The 24,575-nt window shown below is 60.9% G+C and carries 20 protein-coding genes; 7 read left to right on the forward strand and 13 right to left on the reverse strand.

Annotated elements, in window-relative coordinates:
• The first annotated feature begins 4 nt into the window (after positions 1 to 4).
• The gene (modC, locus tag IG168_RS09675; protein WP_193164183.1) at positions 5 to 1,096 is read left to right on the forward strand and encodes a molybdenum ABC transporter ATP-binding protein; all 1,092 of its coding nucleotides are present in this window, start codon (positions 5 to 7) and stop codon (positions 1,094 to 1,096) included.
• 4 nt (positions 1,097 to 1,100) lie between these two features.
• Here the strand turns inward: modC and IG168_RS09680 are convergent, their stop codons facing one another.
• The 3 genes from IG168_RS09680 to IG168_RS09690 form a co-directional block, all read right to left on the reverse strand.
• Positions 1,101 to 1,907, reverse strand: coding sequence for a TOBE domain-containing protein (locus IG168_RS09680; protein ID WP_193164184.1), 807 nt, complete (start codon positions 1,905 to 1,907; stop codon positions 1,101 to 1,103).
• Between the two features lie 3 nt (positions 1,908 to 1,910).
• Positions 1,911 to 2,726: an exodeoxyribonuclease III gene (gene xthA, locus IG168_RS09685; protein WP_193164185.1), complete on the reverse strand. Its 816-nt coding sequence runs from the start codon at positions 2,724 to 2,726 to the stop codon at positions 1,911 to 1,913.
• Positions 2,727 to 2,860: 134 nt separating this feature from the next.
• Positions 2,861 to 4,966: a carboxy terminal-processing peptidase gene (locus IG168_RS09690; RefSeq protein WP_193164186.1), complete on the reverse strand. Its 2,106-nt coding sequence runs from the start codon at positions 4,964 to 4,966 to the stop codon at positions 2,861 to 2,863.
• Between the two features lie 464 nt (positions 4,967 to 5,430).
• Between IG168_RS09690 and msrP the strand changes: the two genes are divergently transcribed.
• Both msrP and IG168_RS09700 read left to right on the forward strand, forming a co-directional pair.
• The gene (gene msrP / locus IG168_RS09695) at positions 5,431 to 6,438 is read left to right on the forward strand and encodes a protein-methionine-sulfoxide reductase catalytic subunit MsrP (protein ID WP_193164187.1); all 1,008 of its coding nucleotides are present in this window, start codon (positions 5,431 to 5,433) and stop codon (positions 6,436 to 6,438) included.
• A complete protein-coding gene (locus IG168_RS09700; protein WP_319024685.1) occupies positions 6,438 to 7,082 on the forward strand; it encodes a protein-methionine-sulfoxide reductase heme-binding subunit MsrQ in 645 nt (214 codons plus the stop codon). Before msrP ends, IG168_RS09700 begins: the two co-directional genes overlap by 1 nt.
• Before the next feature lie 62 nt (positions 7,083 to 7,144).
• On the opposite strand, the gene IG168_RS09705 is transcribed toward IG168_RS09700, so the two are convergent.
• From IG168_RS09705 to IG168_RS09715, 3 genes are read right to left on the reverse strand one after another with little or no spacing between them, the layout of a single operon-like run.
• A complete protein-coding gene (locus IG168_RS09705; RefSeq protein WP_193164188.1) occupies positions 7,145 to 10,300 on the reverse strand; it encodes an efflux RND transporter permease subunit in 3,156 nt (1,051 codons plus the stop codon).
• Positions 10,301 to 10,314: 14 nt separating this feature from the next.
• Positions 10,315 to 11,493: an efflux RND transporter periplasmic adaptor subunit gene (locus tag IG168_RS09710; protein ID WP_193164189.1), complete on the reverse strand. Its 1,179-nt coding sequence runs from the start codon at positions 11,491 to 11,493 to the stop codon at positions 10,315 to 10,317.
• Between the two features lie 2 nt (positions 11,494 to 11,495).
• Positions 11,496 to 12,746: a TolC family protein gene (locus IG168_RS09715; RefSeq protein WP_193164190.1), complete on the reverse strand. Its 1,251-nt coding sequence runs from the start codon at positions 12,744 to 12,746 to the stop codon at positions 11,496 to 11,498.
• A gap of 120 nt (positions 12,747 to 12,866) precedes the next feature.
• On the opposite strand from IG168_RS09715, the gene IG168_RS09720 reads away from it, so the two are divergent.
• Positions 12,867 to 13,211, forward strand: coding sequence for a hypothetical protein (locus IG168_RS09720; protein WP_193164191.1), 345 nt, complete (start codon positions 12,867 to 12,869; stop codon positions 13,209 to 13,211).
• Positions 13,212 to 13,234: 23 nt separating this feature from the next.
• Here the strand turns inward: IG168_RS09720 and IG168_RS09725 are convergent, their stop codons facing one another.
• Positions 13,235 to 13,888: a TetR family transcriptional regulator gene (locus IG168_RS09725; protein WP_193164192.1), complete on the reverse strand. Its 654-nt coding sequence runs from the start codon at positions 13,886 to 13,888 to the stop codon at positions 13,235 to 13,237.
• Between the two features lie 355 nt (positions 13,889 to 14,243).
• Here IG168_RS09725 and IG168_RS09730 point away from each other — a divergent pair, with 355 nt between their 5' ends.
• Both IG168_RS09730 and IG168_RS09735 read left to right on the forward strand, forming a co-directional pair.
• On the forward strand, positions 14,244 to 15,446 hold the full coding sequence (locus tag IG168_RS09730) for an efflux RND transporter periplasmic adaptor subunit (RefSeq protein WP_193164193.1): 1,203 nt from the start codon (positions 14,244 to 14,246) through the stop codon (positions 15,444 to 15,446).
• 12 nt (positions 15,447 to 15,458) lie between these two features.
• A complete protein-coding gene (locus tag IG168_RS09735) occupies positions 15,459 to 18,635 on the forward strand; it encodes an efflux RND transporter permease subunit (protein ID WP_193164194.1) in 3,177 nt (1,058 codons plus the stop codon).
• A 150-nt stretch (positions 18,636 to 18,785) separates the two neighbouring features.
• On the opposite strand, the gene IG168_RS09740 is transcribed toward IG168_RS09735, so the two are convergent.
• The 5 genes from IG168_RS09740 to IG168_RS09760 all read right to left on the reverse strand — a co-directional run bounded on the left by IG168_RS09740 (position 18,786) and on the right by IG168_RS09760 (position 22,622).
• The gene (locus IG168_RS09740; protein WP_193164195.1) at positions 18,786 to 19,565 is read right to left on the reverse strand and encodes an HvfC/BufC N-terminal domain-containing protein; all 780 of its coding nucleotides are present in this window, start codon (positions 19,563 to 19,565) and stop codon (positions 18,786 to 18,788) included.
• Entirely contained in the window at positions 19,558 to 20,478 is a 921-nt protein-coding gene (gene bufB / locus IG168_RS09745; RefSeq protein ID WP_193164196.1) for an MNIO family bufferin maturase, read from the reverse strand. Before bufB ends, IG168_RS09740 begins: the two co-directional genes overlap by 8 nt.
• Positions 20,479 to 20,591: 113 nt before the next feature.
• A complete protein-coding gene (locus IG168_RS09750) occupies positions 20,592 to 20,918 on the reverse strand; it encodes a BufA1 family periplasmic bufferin-type metallophore (protein ID WP_193164197.1) in 327 nt (108 codons plus the stop codon).
• Positions 20,919 to 21,127: 209 nt separating this feature from the next.
• Complete coding sequence (gene ygiD / locus IG168_RS09755; RefSeq protein WP_226876744.1) at positions 21,128 to 21,910, reverse strand: 4,5-DOPA-extradiol-dioxygenase; 783 nt, start codon at positions 21,908 to 21,910, stop codon at positions 21,128 to 21,130.
• Between the two features lie 106 nt (positions 21,911 to 22,016).
• Positions 22,017 to 22,622, reverse strand: a complete 606-nt coding sequence (locus IG168_RS09760) for an FMN-dependent NADH-azoreductase (protein WP_193164198.1) — start codon at positions 22,620 to 22,622, stop codon at positions 22,017 to 22,019.
• 106 nt (positions 22,623 to 22,728) lie between these two features.
• Here IG168_RS09760 and IG168_RS09765 point away from each other — a divergent pair, with 106 nt between their 5' ends.
• Positions 22,729 to 23,679, forward strand: coding sequence for a LysR family transcriptional regulator (locus tag IG168_RS09765; RefSeq protein WP_193164199.1), 951 nt, complete (start codon positions 22,729 to 22,731; stop codon positions 23,677 to 23,679).
• A 15-nt stretch (positions 23,680 to 23,694) separates the two neighbouring features.
• Here the strand turns inward: IG168_RS09765 and IG168_RS09770 are convergent, their stop codons facing one another.
• Positions 23,695 to 24,534, reverse strand: coding sequence for a mechanosensitive ion channel family protein (locus tag IG168_RS09770; protein WP_193164200.1), 840 nt, complete (start codon positions 24,532 to 24,534; stop codon positions 23,695 to 23,697).
• Positions 24,535 to 24,575 lie beyond the last annotated feature (41 nt).

The following is a 24,575-nucleotide window of genomic DNA, read 5'->3' on the forward strand; positions in this document are numbered from 1 at the left end:
GGCAATGCAGTCCGATGAGATGCAGGCGCGCTTTCAGCTGTCATTGCCGTCGCCGGCCGGCGAGGGCTTTTCACTGGATATCGATACGCAGTTACCCGGGCGCGGCATTACCGCGGTATTCGGACCGTCCGGCTGTGGCAAAACCACCTTCCTGCGCTGTCTCGCCGGCCTGCAGAAAACTTCGGGCGGACTGCTGCGCGTGCGCGATGAAATCTGGCAGGATGGGGCGCATTTCCTGCCGACCCATGAACGGCCGCTGGGCTACGTCTTTCAGGAGGCGAGCCTGTTTCCGCACCTGAGCGCTGAGGGCAATCTGGCCTACGCGCTCAAGCGCGCGGGCGCGGTGTCCCCGGGTCTCTACGACCGCGTGGTGGAATTGATGGGTATTGGGCCGCTGCTGTCCCGCTTGCCGCAGCGGTTATCCGGCGGTGAAAGGCAGCGTGTGGCCATAGCGCGGGCGCTGCTGATCGCACCGCGCCTGCTGCTGATGGACGAACCGCTGGCGTCCCTGGACGCGGAGCGCAAGCGTGAAATTCTGCCGTATCTGGAGCGGCTCCGCAGCGAGTTCGATCTGCCCATTGTCTACGTCAGTCACGCCTTTGAGGAGGTCGCCAGGCTCGCCGATCACTTGATGGTCATGCGAGGGGGCAGGGTGGTTGCGCAGGGCGATCTCTCCGCGGTGCTGTCCCGGATTGATCTGCCCGTGGCGATGGGGGAAGACACCGGCGTGGTGCTCGAAGGGCGGATCATAGAACGGGACAGCCACTGGCATCTTGCCCGCGTCGCCTTTGCCGGCGGCGACTTGTGGCTGCGCGATGGGGGCGATCCCGTGGGCCGCGAAATCCGGGTGAGGGTGCTGGCTCGCGACCTGAGCCTGTCGCTGGCCTGTCACGAAGATACAAGTATCCTGAACCGGCTGCCGGCGGAGGTTGCGGAAATTGCGGCAGACGCCGACAGCGCCATGGTGCTGGTGCGGCTGCGCGTCGGCCCCAGCGCACTGGTTGCGCGCCTGACGCGCCGCTCCGCCGAACACCTGGGTCTTGCACCGGGCAGTGCTGTCTGGGCGCAGGTGAAATCCGCGGCTATCGTCAAATAGCGGTTCAGTCGGCCATCAGGATAACGCTGGAAGCCTTGAACAGCGCGCAGGCATCGTCGCCTTCGCGCAATTCCAGCGCGTCCACGCTTTCATTGGTGATGATTGCGGCAATCGTTTTGCCCGCGCCGAGGTCCAGGGTGACATCGCTGTTGACGGCGCCCCGCGCGATGCGGGCGATCCGGCCAACCAATTTGTTGCGGGCGCTGGAGCGCAAGTCGATATCACTACTCAGCAGAACCCAGGACGCCTTGACCAGAGCCACGGCACTGGAGCCGACGGTAAAGCCGAGTCCCTGCAGGCTGTCGCTGGTGATGGTCGCCGTCAGCGCCTGGTTGTCGCCGATCTTTAGAGTCACTTCCGCATTGACGGATCCCGGCGTGATTGCGGTGATTTCTCCGCGGAACTGGTTGCGTGCACTGGTTTTCACACCGCTACTCCCGATGAAGCCGGCAATGTCGCCCAGGGAATGCAGGCGGGCGCCGAGGCGCGCGACAAATTCCCGGTGTTCCTCCTGCAGGGCGGCAAAACCGCGCGCGACGTCGCGGCCCCAGTCGGTGACCGCTGTACCGCCACCGCGAATGCCACCGGCCGAGCGCGTCACCAGCGGTTGCGGCGATAGGTTGTTCATTGCATCGACACGATCCCACGCGGTTTTGTAACTGATGCCCACCCGCTTTGCGGCCGCCGAGATGGAGCCGCACTCCTCGATTGCGCGCAACAGGTCGATCTGCGCCGAGGTAAACGCGTACTGGTCGCCGCTGAGGAAAAACAGGTTCCCCTGCAGCGCCGGTGGGCTCTTGGAGTCCGGCAATGGTTAGACCTTGAACTCCGCCCACACCGGTGCGTGATCCGACGGGCGCTCCATACCGCGGATATCGTAATCCACGCCGGTGGCGACACAGCTGTCGGCCAGTGACTGGGTGGCGAGGATCAGGTCGATGCGCAGGCCGCGTTTGGGCTCGCGGTCGAAACCGCGGCTGCGATAGTCGAACCAGCTGAAGATGTCATCGGTTTCCGGATTCTGCGCGCGGAAGGTATCCACCAGTCCCCAGCCCTGGATTTTTTCCAGCCATTCGCGCTCTTCCGGCAGGAAGCTGCACTTGCCGTCGCGCAGCCAGCGCTTGCGGTTGGGCTCGCCGATGCCGATATCCAGATCCGTGGGGGAAATATTCATGTCGCCGATGACCAGTACCGGGGCTTCCGGTTTGCAGGTGGTCTGCAGGTAGTCGTCCAGGTCTGCGTAGTATTTGCGCTTGGCCGGGAATTTCACCGGGTGCTCGCGGTTTTCGCCCTGGGGAAAGTAGCCGTTGATGACGGTCAGTGGCTCCGCGCCGCCGGTATCGAACTTGCCCGCCACCATGCGGCGCTGTGCGTTTTTGTCTTCGTTGGGAAAGCCGTATTCGCGATCGATAAAGGGGTAGCGCGAGAGCAGCGCGACGCCGTAGTGGGTTTTCTGCCCGAAGTAAATCACTTCGTAGCCGAGGTCGCGCACCGCATCCACCGGAAAGTCCTCATCGGTACACTTGGTTTCCTGCAGGCCGATGATATCCGGAGACTGGGTCTCCACCAGGGTCTCCAGCTGGTGCAGGCGCGCGCGAATGCTGTTGACGTTAAATGAAACGACTTTCATGTTCTCCCCCAGAAAATAAAAAGGTCGGGCGAACCCAACCTGAAACTACTTAAATTTTTTACCGTCCGCCGGCCATTATCGGGGCCGGCTGCCGCCTGCGCGGAGTAGCTGTGCACTCCGCGCGGGCGCGATCGTCAGAAGTTGGCGACCTGTGCGGGCTTCTTGGTTTCCTTATCCATGTCGCCGATAAAATCGGCCATGATATTGCCCGCTTCGTTCAGGATCGGATCATTCTTCAGCGTGATTTCTACCGGACCTCCAACGGTCGGCGTATCCTCGGACTCGCTCTTTTCCAGCGCCTTGATGTCCGCGTAGGGCTCGAGTCCCTTCGCGTTGCGGCGGCGGTTTTCCATATTCAGCAGCTCGTCGTTGAGGGTTTCACGCTCCGTTTCGCGCGCTTTCTCGTTGAGCGAAATCACCTTCTGGTCCGCGCGCTCCTGCTCGAACTGATATTGCTCGCGCAGGTAGACGAAGTCCGGATCAACCGCGGTGCGCTTATTGTGCTTGGCGATCAGATCGGGCAGCAGCGTCTTGAAGTTGAAGTACTTCGCGTGCGGCACCGCGTGGATACGGTCCCAGGGCAGGGCGGTATCGTAGGCGCTCTCGCCAACACTCTCGGCGTCGATCAGCTGCGGCATCTGGATATCCGGGGTGACGCCGGCATGCTGGGTGCTGTCACCGGAGACGCGGTAGAACTTCGACTGGGTGATTTTCAGCTGGCCTTCCTTCAGCGGTGCCATGGTCTGTACCGTGCCCTTGCCGAACGACTGGGAGCCGACGATCAGGCCGCGGTTGTAGTCCTGGATGGCACCGGCAAAGATCTCGGAAGCCGAAGCGGACAGGCGGTTGATCAACACCATCAACGGACCGCGATACATGGCGCGGGAGCGGGAACGGTTGTGCCGTGAGATCTGCTCGTTTGCATGGCGGATCTGCACGACCGGACCCTGGTCGATGAACAGGTCGGTGAGCATGGTGGCTTCCTGCAGGGAGCCACCGCCGTTGTTGCGCAGATCGAGGATCACGCCATCAACTTTTGCCTCTTCCAGCTCGTGGAGCAGTTTGGCCACGTCGCGGGTGGTGCTCTTGTAGTTCGGGTCGCGGCGGCGATAGGCCTCGAAATCGATATAGAAGGTAGGCAGGTTGATCACCCCCACCTTGTAGGTCTTGCCGCCGTCGGTAAATTCGAAGATGGCTTTCTTGGCCGCCTGATCTTCCAGCTTCACTTTGCTGCGCTTGATCAGGATGGTCTTGTGGCTGCCATCGCCGCTGGTCGGGATGGTTTCCAGGCGGACATAGGTGCCGGCAGCGCCGCGAATAAGCTCGACAACGTCGTCCAGGCGCCAACCGACCACGTCGATCATCTCGCCTTCCTTGTCCTGGCCCACGGCCACGATTTTGTCATTGGGCTTGACCTTGCCACTGCGGTCGGCGGGGCCACCCGCGACCAGTCGCGCCACCTTGGTGTACTCGTCTTCCATCTGCAACACGGCACCGATGCCTTCCAGAGACAGTGACATGCTCATGTTGAAGTTTTCTAGCGAGCGCGGCGACAGGTAATTGCTGTGCGGGTCGTAAAGCTTGGTCAGGGAGTTCATGTACAACTCGAAGACGTCGTCGCTGCTCTGCTGCTTGACCCGCTTCAGCTGGCCCTTGTAACGGCGCTCGAGCAGATCGCGGATCTCTTCGTCGGTTTTTCCGGTCAGGCGCAGGTTAAGTACGCTGGACTTGAGTCGCTTGCGCCAGAGTTCGTCGGCTTCGCTGATGGAGGTCGGCCACTGGCTCTCCTCGCGGTCCAGCTGCAGGCTCTCGTCCTTGTTGAAGTCGAACTTGGGCAGGCCTTTGTCGAACTGCGAAACAATGTTGTCCAACCGGTCGGTCACGCGCAGACGGTAGCGATTGTAAATATCGAATCCGTGCTGGACCTGACCGTTGCGCAACTCGTCATCGAGCTTGGTGCGCCACTGCTTGAACTCGCTGATGTCCGACGCGAGGAAATAGCTCCTCGTCGGATCCAGGGACTTGATGTATTCATCCCAGAGTTCGACCGATATCTCATCACTGAGCTTCAGCTTGTTGTAGTGCAGCATTTCCAGCTTGTTGACGATCTCCCGGGCGGTCGCGCCCTGGTCTTGCAGGGGAGCGAGCTTGTCCACCTCGGCCATGGAGGCCAGGGGCAGGGAGGAAAGGGCGAGGAACAAGAAGCCGGAAAAAAGTGCGGCAATCCGATTGGTAAGCATAGGGAGTCTCTTTATACGTCCTACTTCATAGGCCGCAGGTGCCATGGACAGCACCAGCGAACTATAGCTTAGGACAAGTATAAAGGCTGAAAGCTCCAAAAGGCATGAATTGCCTCTAATACGAGGCAGATGGTTTGTGACAGACCGCACTGATGCGACGCTGTTTTCGCTTTTGACGCCTAGATGAGATTATGTACCAATTGCATCGTTTTCTCGGGAATTCCGATCGCGCAGCGTGTGCGAAAAGGGTGAGGAAATAATGTAACTTTCTCGAGATTCTCTTAAGAAATAGTTATAAGTAGTTGATTTTATATTACTTTTTTCTTTTATAGGCCGATTAAATCTTCGCGAGGCGGCATCGGTCGGTGAAGTTTAACGTGGCAGCAACGGGCAAAATCTCAACTTTTCGCCACGGAGACTGTCAGAGCAAATAGGGTTCATCTGCCCGATTGAGGAATACGGACATGCTGATAAAAACGAAAAAGTCGGGAGAACTGGCCGAGAGTGAAATCACTTCCGAGAACGCCTACCTGTCCCGCCGCAGCCTGATCAAGGGGCTCGGACTGGGTGGGCTGCTGGCCGCCGGGACAGCGCGGGCCGGCGTCCTGGATCTGTTGTCCTCGGAGGAGGAAGGCGACGGCCAGGCAGTGCGCAAGCCGTTGCAGTACCGCAAGCAGACACCGGCACCGCCGCTGACCCTGACACCGGAAACCAAGGTCACGAACCACAACAACTTTTACGAGTTCGGCACCGACAAGACGGATCCAGCCAAGAACAGCCAGTCGCTGCGCGTCGAACCCTGGACCCTGACGGTCGAGGGCGAGGTGGAGCGTCCCGGCAAGGTCGATGTCTGGGAGCTGATGAGTGATACCAATCTGGAGGAGCGCATCTACCGCATGCGCTGCGTCGAAGCCTGGTCGATGGTCATTCCCTGGGTCGGCTTTGAGCTGGGGAAATTCCTCCAGCGTTTTGCCCCCACCAGCAGGGCCAAATACGTTGCCTTTGAAACCCTCTACGATCCGGAGCAGATGCCGGGACAGAAATCCCGCTATATCGGTGGTGGCATCCACTACCCCTACGTCGAGGGATTGCGTATCGACGAGGCCATGCACCCGCTGACGCTACTGTCCGTTGGGCTTTACGGCAAAACCCTGCCGCCGCAGAACGGCGCTCCGATTCGCCTGGTAGTACCGTGGAAGTACGGATTCAAGGGAATCAAATCCATCGTCAAGATCAAGTTGGTGGAGAAAATGCCAGTCAACACCTGGCACCAGCTGGCACCGCGGGAATACGGCTTTTACGCCAATGTGAACCCGGCAGTGGATCACCCGCGCTGGTCGCAGGCGACCGAGCGCTTTATCGGGCCGGGCGGCCTGTTTTCGGTCAAGCGCCAGGAAACCCTGCCGTTCAACGGTTACGGGGAGCAGGTGGCGTCGCTCTACAACAACATGGACCTGAGGAAGCATTTCTAGTGCCCGTTTCCCAAGCAACTTCACAACAGTCCCGGCCATTGCAGTGGCGCAAACCCGCAGCCGTCACGCTGCAGGTGCTGGTACATCTCGGCGCGCTGGCGCCACTGCTGTGGCTTTTCTACGCCATCAACGCTGGCCTGCTCGGCGGCGATCCGGTGAAAGAACTGATCCACTATCTGGGCACCGGCACCCTGCGCCTGTTACTGCTGACCCTGCTGGTTTCCCCGTTGGCCCAGTTTCTTTCATTCGGGCAGCTCAATCGCCTGCGCCGCCCGCTGGGACTCTGGTGTTTCACCTGGGCGAGTTTGCACTTCACCGCCTGGCTCGCACTGGACCTGGCGTTCGACTGGCCACTGATCGGCGGGGAGCTGGTGAAGCGCACCTACATCCTGGTGGGCTTTACGGCCTGGCTGATGCTGCTGGCACTCGCGGTGACCTCTCTGCCGGCGCTGATGCGGCGCATGGGCAAACGCTGGAAGAAATTACACGGCCTGATCTATCCGGTTGTGCTGCTGGGCTGCTGGCACTACTGGTGGTCGGTGAAAAGTGGCTGGATTGAGCCATCCATCTACCTGGGCGCGGCGCTGCTGTTGCTCCTGTGGCGCCGCGACAAGGTGGTGAAATGGCTGCGCAGTTTCAGCTAGTGGGTGTTTCGACCTAGTCCTGGCTACCGGCGCAGGGCGAGCAGCCCCGCGCCGGTGTATCGCTAGGGTGTCGACAGTTGCAGATTTACCGCCGCCATTTTCTGTCGCGAGAAGGGCGCGAAGAGTACCGGCAGTACAAACAGCGTCAGGAACGTAGCCGTTACCAGCCCACCCACAATGACCGTCGCCAGTGGTTTCTGAATCTCGGCACCGACTCCGGTGGCCAGCAGCATCGGTATCAGGCCGAGCGCTGAGGTGATCGCCGTCATCAGCACCGGCCGCAGCCGCGAGACGGCGCCATCAAACACCGCGTCGTGCAAAGACTGGCCGCTATCCAGGCGCCGGTTGATGCTTTCCACCATGACCACGCCATTCAGCACCGCGACCCCGAACAGTGTGATAAAGCCGACGGAGCCGGGCACCGACAGGTACTGCCCGGACAGCCACAGGGCGACGATCCCGCCGATCACTGCCAGCGGCACATTGACGAGGATCAGCAGCGCCTGCCCGATCGAATTGAATGCGAAGTACAACAGCAGGGCAATCAGTGCCAGCGACAGCGGCACCACCATTGCCAGTCTTTTCTGCGCGCGCTGCTGGTTTTCGAACTGCCCGCCAATTTCCACGGAGTAGCCCGCCGGCAGTTCCACCGCGCTGGCAATCGCACTGCGAATGTCCACCACCACACTGCCCATATCCCGGCCCTGCACATTGGCCTGGATCACCACCCGGCGCTGGACATCGTCGCGGCGCACCTGCGGCGGTCCGGATTCGATGGCGACATCGGCCACATCGCCGAGCCGCACCCAGGCGCCCGAGGGGGAAAGCAGGCGCAAATCGGCAATCGTTTCCGGGTCGCGCCGGAACTGTTTTGCCAGGCGCACGTAAATATCGTAGCGCTCGTTGCCGTTGATGATCTGCCCGGCACTGGCGCCGCCGAGACCATCGCGCACCAGCGCCATCAGGTCGCCGGCCGACAATCCATAGCGGGACAACTGGCGGCGGTCGGGATGGACCACCAGCTGCGCCTCACCGGCAATCTGTTCCATGGCCACATCGCGGGTTCCGGGTACGCTCTTTACTGCGCTTTCAATCTCCCGCCCCCTGGAGGCGAGAGTCTGCAGATCCGGGCCAAACAGTTTGATCGCGAGCTGTGCCTTGACGCCCGAGAGCAGCTCGTCGACCCGCGTGGCGATCGGCTGGGAAAAGTTGAACAGCAGGCCCGGGTAGCGCTGCAGTTTTTCCTCCATCAGCCGCTGTAGCTCGACGCGACTGTTGGCGCTCTGCCACTGGGACGCCGGCTTCAGGCCGACGTAGATCTCGATATTATTGACGGGCTCAGGATCGCCGCCGACTTCGGCGCGGCCTATGCGGGAGAGCGCATAGTCGACTTCCGGGAATTCCAGCAACATGGATTCCAGTTTCGGTGCTACCGCCAGCGCGGTATCCAGACTTGCAGAGGGTGCCAGGGTGACCCTGAGGTTGATGGTGCCTTCTTCCAGCTCCGGTACGAATTCGGTACCGAGACGCGGCAGCAGTGCCAGCGCAACAATCAGCAGGAGGCCAGCGGTAACGATGACCGTGCGGGTGTGGTGCAGCGCCCAGTCGAGTCCGCGGCGGTAGCCTCGCTCCAGTGGCTGCAGCAGCGGGCTGCTGCGCGGCACGACACCGCGGCGGAAAAGGTAGGTCGCCAGTGCCGGCACCGCGATGAGCGCGACAGACACCGCGGCGACAATCGCCAGCATGATGCTGATCGCCATCGGCTGGAACAGTCGGGCTTCCACGCCCTGGAAACTGAACAGTGGCAGGAACACCACCAGGATAATGGCGGCGGCAAAAAAAATCGGGCGAGCCACTTCCCGCGCCGCTTCCTGCAGCCGTAGCGGGATGCCAGCGCGATCCGAATCGCCGTGTGCGCGGCTCAGGTGGCGGAACATGTTTTCCACCATCACCACAGATCCGTCCACCAGCATACCGATGGCCACGGCGATGCCGCCGAGGGACATCAGGTTGGCGGACATACCGAACAGTGCCATTGCCATCAGTGCGACGCCGATGGATATGGGAATGGAAATCAGCACCAGCAGGGTTGCGCGCAGGTTCATCAGGAACAACGCCAGCACTGCGACAATCAGTGCAAACGCCAGCAGCAGCGCCTTGACCACGGTGCGCACCGCATCGCTGATCAGGCCGGCCTGGTCGTAAAAGGTTTCGAAGTGCACCCCCGGTGGCAGTGCCCGACGGATCAGGTCGGCACGCGCGTTGATGCCGTCGATGGTTGCCTTGGTATTGGCGCCCATGCGCTTCAGTACAATGCCGGTGACCACTTCGCCCAGCGCCTCTTGCTGACCATCTGCGTCCCGCCGGGTCATGGTGACGGCCCCCTGGCGGATCTCGCTGCCGAGTGCCACCTCCGCCACCTGGCCGATGGTTACCGCGGTGCCTTGCACGGTTTTCAGCGGTACCTGGCGTATTTCCTCCAGTCCGCGCGCACCGTGATCCAGCCAGCCGGTACCGCGAATGACCAGCTGCTCCTGCCCGCGGTTCATATACCAGCCGCCGACATTGGTGTTGTTGGCTTTGAGCGCGGCGAGCACGTCGGCCTGGGTCAGCTGGTAGGCCAGCAGGCGCGATGGATCCAGGTTGACCTGGTATTGGCGCACCTGACCGCCAAACGACAGCACATCGGTCACACCATCTACCGGCATCAGCAGCAGTTTTACCAGCCAGTCGTTGAGGCTGCGCAATTCCATCGCGCCAATACCAGAGTCGGAATCGGCGCGCAGAAGGTACTGGTAAACCTGGCCCAGCCCCGAAGTATTGGGACCCATTTCCGGCGTGCCGACGCCACTGGGAATCAGTTCTCGCGCCGCCTGCAGTCGCTCGAACACCAACTGGCGGGCGAAATAGATATCGGTACCCTCGCGAAATACCACGGTGACGCCGGACAAGCCGGTTTTGGAAACAGACCGCACTTCGCGCACGTCGGGCAGGGCATACATCACCGCCTCGATGGGGTAGGTGATCAGCTGTTCCACTTCCTCGGCGGCGAGACCGGGCGCTTCAGTATTGACGGCCACCTGCACATTGGTGACATCGGGGAAGGCGTCCAGATTGAGTCGCGGAATAATAAAAAACGCCGACACTGTGAGCGTCAGCAGGGCGATGACCACCAGCAACCGGTTGGCCATCGCCCAATCGGTAATACGATTGAACACGATTGAACTCCTGCCTAATGGTTGTGGGGATCGAAACCGTCCTTGGCACCCTGGGAGGCGACAAAGAAGGCACCATCGGTGACAACGCGGCTGTCGGCGGGCAGGCCGCTGATTTCCCGCAGCTGCCCGAGCGCGCGCCCGCGGCGGACCTCCACCGGGGCGAAGTGATCCGGTTGCCGTTCCACGTACAGGGTCCAGTCGCCGTCGGCACCGCGCACCAGCGCGGATTCCGGCACGGCCATAACCGCCTGTTCGGTTTCGCGCAGGAAATAGACGTCGGCAAATATGCCCGGGTGCAGCCGGTGGCTGCCGTTGTCCACCAGCAAGCGCACGACGCGGGTGCGGGTCTGTGCATCGATGGCGTGGGCTTCCTGCGCGACGCGCGCGGGAAATTCCATACCTGCGGCGCGCACGATTGCGCGGCTGCCGGCGGGTAGGGACAGCAGGCGATCTGCGGGCAATCGCGCTTCAACCCACAGGTCTTTCTCGCTGCTGACGGTCAGCAAGCGGTCGCCGGCGACCACCGGCTGGCCCTGGTGAAAGTTGTCCGCAAGCACGACGCCGGCTACGGACGCGACCAGTGTGTATTCACCGGGTTTTTCGGTGTCGCTTGCCGCGGCGCGGATCGCCGCTTCGGACAGGCCGAAGGTGCGCAGCCGGCCGGCGGCTTCGCGGTAATCGCTTTCGGCCTGGACAAAGCGGCGCGCACCGACCGTCTGCCGTCCGAGCTCCCTAACGCGCTGCCATTCGGCGGCGCTGTTGCGGTAGGCGGATTGCGCGCTCGCCACGGCCCCGCTGGTCAGGGTGACCAGGGGCTGGCCAAGGGAAACGTGCTCGCCCAGTACCACGTGGCGTTTAAGCACCACGGAATCGACCCGCGGTGCGACCAGGTAACTGCGGTAGCCGTTGGCGACGACTTCTCCCGGGGCGTAGAGACGGTAACTCACCTTGCGCGGCCGCAGCGTTTCGACACGAATACGAGCGGTCCTGCGCTGGGGCGCCGTCAGTTCTACTGCGCCGTCATGCGGTTGCTTTCCATCCGCACCATCCGCATTTTTTCCGTGCCCCTGGTGTTCCGGTTGATTGTTGTGCTCGGCGTGATTGGAACCGGCATCCCCCGTGTTGGGTGGCGTACACCCGGAGAGCACTGCCGCGGAAAAAATAACAATCATTAACGTCAATTGTGTGTTCATGGCTATTTACCTTCTTCCTGCCCCGCGATGCGTTGCAGATAAATGTCGATGCGTCCGCTTTGCTCCAGCCAGTCGATGACCGCCAGCCGGTAATTCCGCTCGAGTTCGATTCCGGCGAGCAGACCTTCGCGCCGCTGCTGCAGCGCCTGCAGATAATCGGTCGTGTTCATGTCGCCACTGCGCCACTGCTTTTCCAGCAGAATTCGGCTGCGTTCGCCGCGGCCCGCCGCCAGCTCCCGCCAGCGCTGGTAGCGTTCGCGATAGCCGGACAGGATTGCCGCAGCGCTTTTGCAGGCAAAAGTGAGCGCGCGTCGCTCCGCCAGGTAATCGGCTTCGGCGCCCAGTGCCGCGCTGTCGGCGGCGCGAGCTTCGGCGCTGTAGTTGTTGCGGATATTCAGCGGCATGCTGAAGGTGAGGGCGACGACACCGTGTTCTTCCTTGCGGCCGCCGTTGATGCCGATAGTGGGGTCTGCGCGGCGCTGCAGCTGTTGCAATCGGGCCTGCTGCTGCAGCTGCGCCCAGCGCGCGCGGGCGAGTTGCCAACGCGGGTGTCCGTCCAGGTTTTGTGTGGGATCTGGCGGTGCTGGCAATTGCCAGATGGTGTCGGGAATGGGGGCGCGGGCCGGCGACCAGTCCGGCAGCAGCTCGTTGAGCGCGGCGTCTGCGCTCTGGAATTCCGCCGCCGCTGCGGCGGCCTGGTTCAGTTGCCGGGACAGCGACAGCAGTGCCAGCTCGATGTCGGCGCTGCCCAGGTCACCGGCTCTGCGCCGCTTTTCCAGTAGCGCGGCGAACTGCTCGAGCTGGGACTCCTGTTCGTCGGCGAGCCGATTGCGTGCTCGGGCCGCACGCCAGTTAGCCAGCGCGCGCAGTATTGTGGCGGTTCGTCGTTGCAGCACCAGCAAATACTGCCAGTGGGCGGCCGAGCGCATTTCGCCGCCCTGGTCGCGGCGCAGTGCTCGCTTGTCCCAGATATCCAGCGTTTGTGCGATGCCGATGCGGTAGTTGTCGTCATCGCCTTCGCGCTCGATTTCCGTTGCCAGTTCCGGGTTGTACAGGGGCTGTTCGCGGGCGTCGCCCAGGGCAAACCCCCGCTGCCGGTGTTCGCGCGCCGCGGCGATTTCCGGGTGCCGCTCTATCTGGCCGAGCAGCCAGTCGGCCCAGGCCTTATCCCGGCTGGACATAGCGGCAGCGGCGGGCAGGCACAACCCGATGAGGCAGGTGCACAGCAGTTGCCTCAGTAACATTCGCTTCATAGATTCCTCTCGATTGGATGATCCGTCCGGCGGCGCAGTGGGGCCGCACACGCCGGAAACACGGGTGTCGAAGAGAAATCAGGCGATAGGAGGGTGCAGGTCCGGAGGGGAACTCAGGGAGTGAAATACGGCGACGAACCGGGACAGTTGTCGCTGTTGTTCAGGAAAGATGGCGTTGATGGCGGGGCCAAGCGCAAAAAAATGTGCACTGCCGTGACAGTGGCAGCAGTGGTGGCAATCCTGGCTGAGGGCGTTTTCGCCGAGGTGATGCTGATCGGAATTGTCCACGTGATCGGCGACATCGGTGTGATGGCCGGGCACGTGATCGGCAATGTTCTGCCGCTGCTGGTGACTGTCATAGAAGGCCGCCGCCGACTGGGTAATCAGCAGTGCGATCAGCAAATAGCAGAGGCGGGCCGCAGTCTTCATCTTCGTCCGGAGGCGGAGGTTTCCCCTAAATTCTAGCAAAGGCCTTCGGGGCTAACTACTTAGTGCACCGAGACCACCGCGCCCTGTCGGCGCAGTGTCGGGGAAAAGCGAACCATGTCGATCAGTGAGTCGATATAGCGTTCGCCTAGCTGCCCGAGATCGCCGCGCGGTTCCAGCAGCCAGTCTTCGAGCATGCCGATCAGCGCGCCGTGCATCATTGGCACTACCACGTCGATATCCAGGTCCGCCGGTAATTGGCCCTTGCCCATGGCGGCACTGACCAACAGGCGCATCTTCTCGACACCTTCCGCGCGCCCCTGCATCAGGCGCTGGTAGATTTCGCCACTCTCGGTGACGAGTTCACAGCGATGAAAAATGATTTCCAGAATCAGCTGGGTCTGTTTGTTGCAGGACACTTCCTGGAATAGCCACAGCCAGCGTGTGCGCAGGACGCCGAGCGGATCGCGCCGCAGTTCCTCAGCGCCGGCTTCGCACAGTTTTTCTCCCGGTAATTGCACCCGTTCGGCGAGGGCGTTGACCAGGTCGGCCTTGTTGCGGAAGTGCCCGTAAACGGCGCCGCGGGTAACACCGGCCAGTTCCGCGACCTCTGTCAGGGAAGGGCGGGCGATACCGTGTTCGTGAAAAACGTTGATCGCTGCGTCGAGAATGCGCTCGCGCGTTTCCTGGGCGTCTTCTTTTCTGCGTTTGGCCATTGGTAAAGCTGGTCTCCGGGTGTACTGCTGTGGCGGCGCTGCGAGTATTCGTTCGACCCCGGATACCGCGCGACTGATCGCAGGGCGGATTGAACTTCACCGAAATGACGGCATAAATTGCAGCCTATGCAGGAAAGGTCGTTTTCCGCTGTGCCGCGCCGTGTCCTGTCCGCTCAATTGGTGCTCGGGGTTGGTGTGCATCCTAGTTCATATTCATTCATGAATAAATAGTTGATTATTATTCGTGCATGAACATAAAATGTGACCATTCTATACAATCGTTCGTGACTGTCCTGTCAGGTAGTCTTTCCATTATGTAACAGTGCCCGGATGGCCCTGTCATATCGAGGTTTTCATGCTTAAGAAGAAGTTGCTCGCGGGCTTACTTGCCACTTCAGCATTGCTCAGTGCGTGTGGGGAAAAACAGGCTGCGCCGCAGGGAATGACTCCCGCGGTGACTGTGGTCACCCTGAAGGCCAAGCCGGTGGTGCTCACCCGGGAACTGCCCGGGCGTACCAGTCCGTTCAAGGTCGCCGAAGTGCGCCCGCAGGTGAACGGTATCGTCAAGGAGCAGCTGTTCCGCGAGGGCGGCATGGTCAAGGCCGGTGAATCGCTGTACCAGCTGGATGACGCCACTTACCGTGCCGATTACGACAGCGCCAAGGCCAACCTGCAGAGCGCCCGGGCCGAGCTGAATGTGGCCCGCCTGAACGCGCGCCGCGTCGCCGAACTGGCTGGCACCGGCGCCGTCAGCAAGCAGGACAACGACAACGCCAAGGCCACGTTGCAGCGGGCCCAGGCGGCGGTGGCCGCAGCCAAGGCGGCGATGGAACGCAAGCGCATCGAAGTGGATTACGCGCGCATCAGTGCGCCGATTGCCGGTCGAATCGGCAAATCCAGTGTCACCCAGGGCGCGCTGGTCACCGCCAATCAGTCTGCCGCGCTGGCGACCGTGCAGCAGCTGGATCCGATCTACGTGGATTTGAATCAGTCGACTACCGAATTGCTGAGCCTGCGCAAGGCGCTGGCCGCCGGTACCGTGGAGTCCGCGGACGACCTGCCGGTTTCGATCAAGCTGGAAGACGGCAGCACTTACGAACACCCGGGCAAGCTGCAGTTTGCCGAGGCCAGCGTCGACCCTTCCACTGGCAGTGTGTTGCTGCGGGTGGTGGTACCGAATCCGGACCATATGCTGCTGCCGGGTATGTACGTGCGCGCGGCGATCGGTCGCGGGGTGCGTGAAAACGGCATCCTCGTGCCGCAGCAGGGCGTCGCCCGCGATCCAAAGGGCAATACCACGGCAATGGTGGTCAATGGCGAAGGCAAGGTAGAACAGCGCAGCGTCCAGGTCAGCCAGACTATCGGCAGCAACTGGCTGGTGGAGAGCGGCCTGCAGGCAGGGGACAAGGTCATTGTCGCCGGGTTGCAGAAGATTCGCCCGGGCGTTCCGGTCCAGGCCACCGAAGCCGAGCCGCAGCCGGTACCGGCCGCCAATGAAGTCGGCGCAGCCGGCGACAAATCCGAAACCATCGAAGCGCCGACCGCCCACGAGTCGTAAAGGAGTTCGGTAATGGCCGCATTTTTTATCAATCGCCCGATTTTCGCCTGTGTCATCGCCATCATCGTGATGCTCGGCGGCGGTCTGGCGTACACCCAGTTGGCGGTGGAGCGCTATCCCAATATCGCGCCGCCGGCGGTGACCATTTCCGCCCACTACCCGGGGGCATCCGCCAAGGTGGTGGAGGACTCGGTGACGCAGATTATCGAGCAGAATATGAAAGGCCTCGATGGCCTGCTGTATATGTCTGCCAGCAGCCAGTCCACCGGCGGAGCGTCTGTGAGCCTGACGTTCGCGAACGGGACTGATCCGGATACCGCGCAGGTACAGGTGCAGAACAAGCTGCAGTTGGCCATGCCGCTGCTGCCGCAGGAAGTGCAGCGCCAGGGTGTGAACGTGAGCAAGTCGCGCAGCGGCTTCCTGATGGTGGCGGGTTTCGTGTCGCAGGACGGCAGCATGGACCGCAACGACATCGCCGACTACATCAACACGAGCCTGGTGGATCCGATCAGCCGGGTTCCGGGTGTGGGCAGCCTGCAGGTGTTCGGTTCCAAATATGCGATGCGCATCTGGCTGGATCCGAACAAGCTCGAGACCTACAAACTGACGCCCAGCGACGTCTCCGCGCCGGTGAAGGCGCAGAACGCGCAGGTGGCCGTGGGCAGTCTCGGCGGCGCGCCGTCTGTACCGGGCCAGCAGCTCAATGCTGCCATTACTTCGCAGGATCGCCTGCAGACCCCGGAGCAGTTCCGCGATATCGTGATCCGGGCAAACCCGGACGGTTCAGTACTGCGCCTGGGCGATATTGCCCGCGTGGAGCTGGGTGCGGAAAGCTATGAAAATATTTCCCGCTACAACCGTCAGCCGGCCACCGGTATTGCCATCACCCTGGCCACCGGCGCCAACGCGCTGGAGACGGCCGAGCTGGTCAAGGCCAAGCTGAAAGAGCTGGAGCCGTTCTTCCCGCCGGGCCTGAAATCCGTCGTACCTTTCGATACCACGCCGTTCGTGCAGGTATCGATCGATGGCGTGATCCACACGCTGATCGAGGCGGTGGTGCTGGTATTCCTGGTGATCTTCCTGTTCCTGCAGAATTTCCGCGCCACCTTGATTCCGACGATCGCCGTACCGGTGGTATTGCTGGGTACCCTCGGCATCCTGTCGGCACTGGGTTTCTCCATCAATATGCTCACCATGTTCGCGATGGTACTCGCCATCGGCCTGCTGGTGGATGACGCCATCGTGGTAGTGGAAAACGTCGAGCGGGTGATGTCCGAAGAGGGCCTGCCACCGAAGGAAGCGACGAAGAAATCCATGCGACAGATCACCGGCGCGCTGGTGGGGATCGGGGTGGTGCTGTCTGCCGTATTCGTGCCGATGGCGTTTATGAGCGGCGCGACCGGGGTGATCTACCGCCAGTTCTCCGCGACCATCGTATCTGCCATGGCACTGTCGGTTCTGGTGGCCATCGTGCTGACGCCGGCACTGTGTGCGACGTTGCTGAAGCCGCTGAAGAAAGGCGAACACCACGGTACCACCGGCTTCTTTGGCTGGTTCAATCGCAACTTTGAGCGCGGCACCCAGAAATACCAGTCCGGTGTGCGCGGCGTAATCGCGCGCAGTGGCCGCTTTATGGCGATCTTCGCCGCGCTGTCCGTGGTCATGGTGGTGATGTTCCTGCGCCTGCCGAGTTCCTTCCTGCCGGAAGAGGATCAGGGCGTACTCTTTTCCATGGTCCAGGCGCCGGTGGGTGCGACCCAGCAGCGCACGATGGAATCGATCAAGAAAGTGGAGGACCACTTCCTCGATAACGAGAAGGACACCGTCGAGTCGGTATTTTCCGTGCAGGGCTTCAGCTTTGCCGGTAGCGGCCAGAACAACGGTATCGCTTTTGTGAAGCTGAAGGACTGGGATGAGCGCACGGAGGATTCCGAAGGGGCCACTGCGGTCGCCATGCGCGGTATGGGCGCGCTGAGCAGAATCAAGGATGCCATTGCCTACGCGTTTTCACCGCCGGCGCTGCCGGAACTGGGGACCTCCAACGGTTTCAACTTTTACCTGAAGGACAATGCCAACCTCGGCCACGAGGCGCTGACGGCCGCGCGCAACGAGTTCCTCGGCAAGGCGGGCAAGGATCCGCTGCTGGCCAACGTGCGCCCGAACGGTCAGGAAGATACGCCGCAATTCAGCGTCGATATCGACACCGCCAAGGCCGCGGCGCTGGGCCTGTCCATCGCCAGTATCAACTCGACCCTGAGTGCGGCCTGGGGCGGTCAGTATATCGATGACTTTATCGATCGCGGTCGCGTCAAGCGCGTATACATGCAGTCGGATGCGCCTTTCCGCATGGTGCCGGAAGATTTCCGCCTGTGGTCTGTGCGCAATGACAAGGGTGAAATGGTGCCGCTGTCGGCCTTCGCCAGCTTCCACTGGAAGTACGGCTCGCCGCGCCTGGAACGCTACAACGGCGTACCGGCGATGCAGATCAACGGCGCAGCCGCACCGGGTGTGAGTTCCGGTGAGGCCATGGATGAAGTGGAGCGCCTGGTGAAAACCCTGCCGGCGGGTATCGGTATGGAGTGGTCCGGCCTGTCCTACCAGGAGCGGGCCGCGGGCAGCCAGACGGCGCTGCTGTACAGCCTTTCACTGCTGATCGTATTCCTGTGCCTGGCGGCTCTCTACGAGAGCTGGACGGTACCGACCGCGGTACTGATGATGGCGCCGCTGGGTATTCTCGGTGCGGTGCTGGCCAATACCTTCCGCGGTATGGAGCGCGATATCTATTTCCAGGTTGCCATGCTCACCACGGTGGGGCTGGCCAGTAAGAACGCCATCATGATCGTGGAGTTCGCCAAGCAGTACCTGGAGAGCGGCATGGAACTGGTTGAGGCCACCATGCAGGCCGTGCGCGATCGCCTGCGCCCGATCCTGATGACGTCGCTGGCGTTCGGCCTCGGTGTACTGCCACTGGCCATTGCTACCGGCGCCGGTTCCGGTGCGCAGCGCGCCATCGGCACCGGGGTATTGGGTGGCATGGTCATCGGCACGTCACTGGGACTGTTCTTTATCCCGCTGTTCTTTGTCGTCGTGCAGAAACTGTTCGGCGGAAAAGGAGCGTCCGTCACCGCAACCGCTACCGACGAGTCCAGGGAGGCTCGAAGAGAAACGGAAGCAGCGGAAGCGCTGTAAGCAGCTCACAAAAAACGCCGGTAAATGCCGGCGTTTTTTGTTTGGGACATAGACTTGTGTACGTGTAATGCCGCGAGAAAACTATTGCTCGCCCGCTTGCGCAGATTCCCGCTCTGGATACCGGCGCGACCCGCGTGTTCACCGGGCAATCTACGCGACCGACACTATTGCGCCTTCGCGCAGCATTACCGCCAGACAGGCCGCCAGATCGAAGTCTGGATCCGCATCCAGTGCGCAGTTCGCCGATATCTCCAGCGAGCTGCCTTGGCGCAGCTTTTCCGCAAAGAGACAATCGCCGGGAGTCATGCGGATAACGACCACCTGTAACTCACGGCGCAATAGCCAGCAGCTTTCCGCTGTCTGCATATCAATCTCGGTTAACGCAGTTTGTAGGGCACCTTGTATCGCATCTTTGTCCTGATGCGCAGCCCACAGGGAAATAACCGGATGGCGGCTAACCAGCGTGCGTAACGAGGGGTGTAACTGGAAACGGGTACGGGTGGTGGTTTGGGGGCTGGTCAGCAACGCGGTAATTTCCTCTGCGCTGATCGGCTGCGCATCCGCGGCGTGGTATGCCTGCAGATAGGCCATTTCCAGGCGCGTCATGTCGGCGAGATAGGGCAATGCTCTGGCATGGGGATAGGCCTCGACAAACTCCGGCAATGCATCGCCGTAATCTGTGAGTACGGCGGCACGCGGCGGATTACCGCGGACAAATTCGATCGCCATGGTACGGAAAAATGCCTCGCCAACCAGTTGCCGGGTAACTGGAAAGGAGTCTTCCAGGGCATTGACCAGCGACACGAGGACATTATTGCGATAGACCGCAAAGCGGCTTGCCGGGTCGGAGTTGTTCCAGGTCTTCAGGCCCGCCGGTACCGGGACTTCCGCAGACAGAAGGGCACAAGCCCAGCGGGGTTCGTCATCCATCGTTCGTTCCCCGCGCCTCAGTCAGGCAGTTCTGCACCAGCTCGGCTTCTGCGAGCAGTGTGGAGAGTGGCGGCAGGTGATTGTCCCATTCAATCAGTGTCGCGCTGGGTCCAATTCGCTCGATAGTGTTGCCGTACAGTTCCCACACCGCCGGGTCCACCCGCGATCCATGGCTGTCAATCAGTAACGGCGCGCCGGCACTGTCAGAATCGCGCGAGAATCCGGCCAAGTGCATTTCGGCCACGGCGTGCAGCGGCAGGGCGGCAATATATTGTTCGGCGCAGCGGCCGTGATTGGTGCAGGAAATGTAGGCATTGTTCACATCGAGCAGCAGACCACAGCCACTGCGCGCCACCACTTCGGTAATAAATTCGGCTTCACAATAGCTCGACTGCTGAAATTCCACATAGGTCGCCGGATTCTCCAGGAGCATTTGTCGCCCGAGGTAGGTTTGCACTTGGTCGATGTGCGCGCATATCCGTGTGAGCGTGTCATTGGTGTACGGCAGTGGTAACAGGTCGTTCAGGAATACACCGCCATGGCTCGACCAGGCTAGATGCTCAGAAAACGACTCCGGTTCGTAACGTCTCAGGAGGGTCCGGAGTGCCCGGAGGTGCGCTTGGTCCGGAGGCGCCGCGCCGCCGATCGATAGTCCCACGCCGTGTATTGAGAGCGCGTAGAGTTCGCGAATTTGGCTCAAGAAGCGATGGAATGGACCGCCGGCGACGAAATAATTTTCCGCATGGATCTCGAAAAAGCCAATATCTGGTTTTCGCTGCAAAATCTCGTCAAAGTGCTGTGGTTTGAGGCCAAGGCCGGGGCGAGCGGGTAGTGTTCCGGATTCGCGGGGTGGATCGATACCTTGACCGATATCCCTGGGCGTCGGGGCGCTACGAGAAAGGTCACAACACATTTTCGTATCGCTCCAGAATTAAACCCGGCTGCTCCTGTAATGACTTCTGTCAGAGGCACGGCCGCGGCATTATGTTAGTGACCGCACCGCGCCCTGTCGGAAGCGCTCAATTCCTAATAAGGGGTTTCGTTGGCTGGCGTATTGTTTTCCTCAAAGGGCTCCAGTTGGCCGTATCCGGTCGACGATGTGAGGGAGCGGGTCTTTGTGCAGGTGCCGGCCGGTACGTACTTCCAGGCATTGCCCTGAAAGTCTCTAATGGCAGTGCCCGCGCAGGTAGTGCCGGGACCGGCCTTGCAATCATTTTTGCCCTTCAGGGCGACGCCATAGCATTTCTCTTTGTTTTCTTTTTCTTTATCTCCGGCGCTGGCGGGAATAGCGGCCATGGCCACGGCGGTGCCCAGGGCAAGCGCGAGCGAAGCTGAGGAGAGTTTGCGGTTCATAACCAGGCTCCTGTTCAGATCGAGAGATTCACCCGCGTGGCACAAGCGGTGACCTGCACGGCGAGTTACTCCATCTTGATGATGGCGCACATTTCTATTCGTAAGAGTGTAGTTATTCCGGGCGGATCGGCAGGCACTAAACCGCACAGTCTCTGACTGGGCGGTTTTAAGCTTGCGAACAGAATTGGAACTTTGCAGGGGCGGTGATGTTATTGAGAATAGAGCGCCGACAGCATACTGATGCTGCCGAGTTCGATGCCCTCGGTGGGGAAAGAGACCTTGTCGGCACTGTCACTGGCACCGGCGATATAGAGAAGCGGCAGAAAGTGCTCGGGTGTCGGAACGGAAAGGCGCGCGTCGCCGCCGGCGTGTTCAAAATGTATCAGACTGTCGTGGTCGCCGCGCACTAGCGCGTCGCGTATCCAGCGGTCGAAGTTCTGCGCCCAGGGGTAGGGTGGTGTGGCCTGATCCCAGCGCATCAATCCAAGGTTATGTACGACGTTACCGCTGCCCAGTATCAGGACGCCCTGATCCCGCAAGGGGCGCAGTTGCTGGCCCAATTGGTAGTGGAATTCCCCGTAGCGGGTGGCATCGATGCTCAATTGCAGCACCGGAATGTCTGCCTCCGGATACATCTTCAACAATATCGACCAGGTACCGTGATCGAGTCCCCAGTCTTCGCTTAATTTAACATCGAGAGGACTTAACTGTTCCTGGATTTGCCGCGCGAGCTGCGGCGATCCCGCTGCCGGATAGTTGCATTCATACAGTGCCGGTGGGAAGCCGTGGAAATCGTGAATGGTGCGTTGCTGTTCGCCACTGGTAATCAGCGTCCCGCGCGTATACCAGTGCGCCGAAATGGCGAGTATAGCTCGGGGTCTGGGCAGCGATTCAGCCAGCTGGCGCCAGCCGCGCGTATAGCGGTTCTCTTCCAGCGCATTCAAAGGACTGCCATGGCCGATAAAGACTGTGGGCATGGTTTGTGCTTTCATCGACTTGTTGGACTCGCGTTTGCCGTCAGGGTTTCGGATGCCAATAAAAAAGGGCGCGAAGTTCGCGCCCGAAGGGATGGTTCCTGTAGAGGATCGGGGTATTCGATTACGCCAGCTCGGCGATGCGCTCGCGGGCGCTATTGAGGCTGTCGTTCTTGGCCTCTTCGCCGACTGCGAGCCCTTCAGCGTGAATAAACTCTACATCGCTGATACCGATAAAGCCGAGGAACTGGCGAATGAAATTGGTCTGGGCATGGTCCTCGCCGTAAACGCCGCCGCGGGTAATGACCACATAGGCTTTTTTGCCTGTCAGTAGACCCTTGGGTCCCTCCGGGGTGTACTCGAAGGTAACGCCGGCGCGGGCCACGTGATCGAAATAGGCATGCAGGCTCGACGGCACGCTGAAGTTGTACATCGGTACACCCAGTACCAGTACGTCGGCCCGGCGGATCTCATCGATCAGGGCGTCGGAAAAGTCGACCACGGTCTGCTGTTCGCTGCTGCGCTCAGCCGGATCGCTGATAAAGGCCTGAAAACGATCCAGGGTCAGGTGCGGCACCAGCTCTGCGGCCAGGTCGCGGGTAATGACTTCTGCGCCGGGATTGGCGGCCACCCAGTTTTCAGTGATCTGATTGGTCAACTGGGATGACTGTCCGCCGCTCTGGAACAGGCTGGTCTGGATCTTGAGGAGTGTCTTGTTCGTGGTTCCCATTTCGATACCTCCGTTGAGGGGTTGTTTCGAGATGGTGGCATTTAAGCATTGATGGATTAGATAAAAAATTATAAAAATACGGGTAAACCTATCGGAATAATCGATTATGTCTGAACAGTCGGGAGCAGGGGCCGCACTAGCGCCCCGGATCAGCCTGGAGCAGTGGCGCTGCCTGGTTGCCGTGGTCGAGGCAGGGGGCTATGCGCAGGCGGCAGAACGGCTGCACAAGAGCCAGTCGTCAGTCAGTTACGCAGTGCAGAAGCTGGAATCGGCGCTCGGTATGAAGGCTTTCCTGATTGAGGGGCGCAAGGCGGTACTGACCTCGGCGGGGCAGATGCTGTATTCCCGCGCGCGACTGCTTCTGGACGATGCCACCGGCTTGGAACGCGCAGCGCGCAAAGTCTCCGCAGGCTGGGAAACGGAGATTGGCATCGCCGTGGAAGTGCTGTTTCCCACCTGGCTATTACTGGACTGCCTGAACCAGTTTGGTCTCGAGAGCCCGCATACCCGAATTGAACTCTACGAGACCGTGATCGGCGGTGCGCCCGAGGCGTTGCGGGAAGGGCGGGTAGAGCTCGCCATTTCCCCGCACATACCTTCCGGATTTATCGGTGAGCCGCTGGCTCGCCAGGTGCGCATCATACCGGTGGCACATCCAGACCACCCCCTCCACCAGATCGGGCGAGAGCTCACAATCCGCGACCTGCGCCAGCACAGGCACCTGGTGGTGCGGGATTCCAGTTCACAGCGCGACAGGCAGACCACCACGGTTGAGGTGGCCCAGCGCTGGACGGTCACGAATATGGCCACGTCCATTGGCGCAGCCTGTCGCGGCTACGGATTTGGCTGGTTGCCGGAGGAAAAGATCCGCCAGGAGCTGGCCGACGGGATTCTCAAGCCGTTGCCGCTGCGTGGCGGCAGCGAACGCTACCTGCAGATGTACCTGATCTTCGCCGACCGGGACTCACCGGGCCCCGGTGCCACGCGCCTGGCGGAAATTATCCGCGCCCAGATGGAATTGACCTGTACAGGGGGGGAGTGCGACGAAAGCGACTGAGGTCCGCCGGCGGGCTCAGGCGTTGCCCGGTTCCGGCAGTTCCTGCGGCCCGCTGTACCAGAAGTTGTAGAAATCCTCGGTAACCCGCTGTTCTATTTCGTGCGCTTCCTCGCGCGGGCAGAACAGGGTGATGGTCAACACATCGTGGCCCAGTTCATTGGTGGTGAAGCTGACTTTCGGCTCCGTTCCCACCAGCTCGACACCGGTGCGGTGTTCGATCATCTGGCAATAGCGGGCTGCCACTTCGCTGAATGCCTCGCTGTGTTCGCGGATTCGACCGATCAGGAAGTCCTTGGCCGCAAACGGGTTGCCGCCCTTGTTCTCGCGGGTAATCGAAAAGGTATGCTCGATATAGCGCCGCATGAAGTTCAGGTTTTTCACCGGTTTGGTGAAAAATACATTGTTGGGAATGTACAGGGTGATACCGGTATAGCCGCTACCCAACCCGTGGGGATCAATTTCCAGCAGCGTGGTGCTGAGCCAGTCACTGTCGATCACCTCGCCGAACTGGTCCCCGAACTTGATCCAGTCACCGACGGAAAATGCCCGCAAACTGGCCACGTAGATGCCGCCGACCAGGCACTGCACGACGTCGCGCAGCGCGATAATGATCGCCACCGAGAAGGCGGCAATGGAGAAGGCAAAATCCCGCAGTTCGGAAACCCATACGGCAACCAGTCCGACTAGCAATAGCAGGTTGGCCAGATTGTGTACGGAATTGATCCGGCGCCGCTTGTCCTGCTTTGACCAGCGGGTGCGGGAAAAAATAAATGACAGGGACAGACGCAGGAATATCACCGCAACAACGACGATGGCGGTCTGTATCAGTTTGTTATCGAGATAGTGCTCCAGCATCTCCGATCCTGCACAGCGTATATAAAGAACTCGTAGCGCCA

Origin of the sequence: Microbulbifer hainanensis, assembly GCF_014904735.1 — a bacterium.
Taxonomy (GTDB): domain Bacteria; phylum Pseudomonadota; class Gammaproteobacteria; order Pseudomonadales; family Cellvibrionaceae; genus Microbulbifer; species Microbulbifer hainanensis.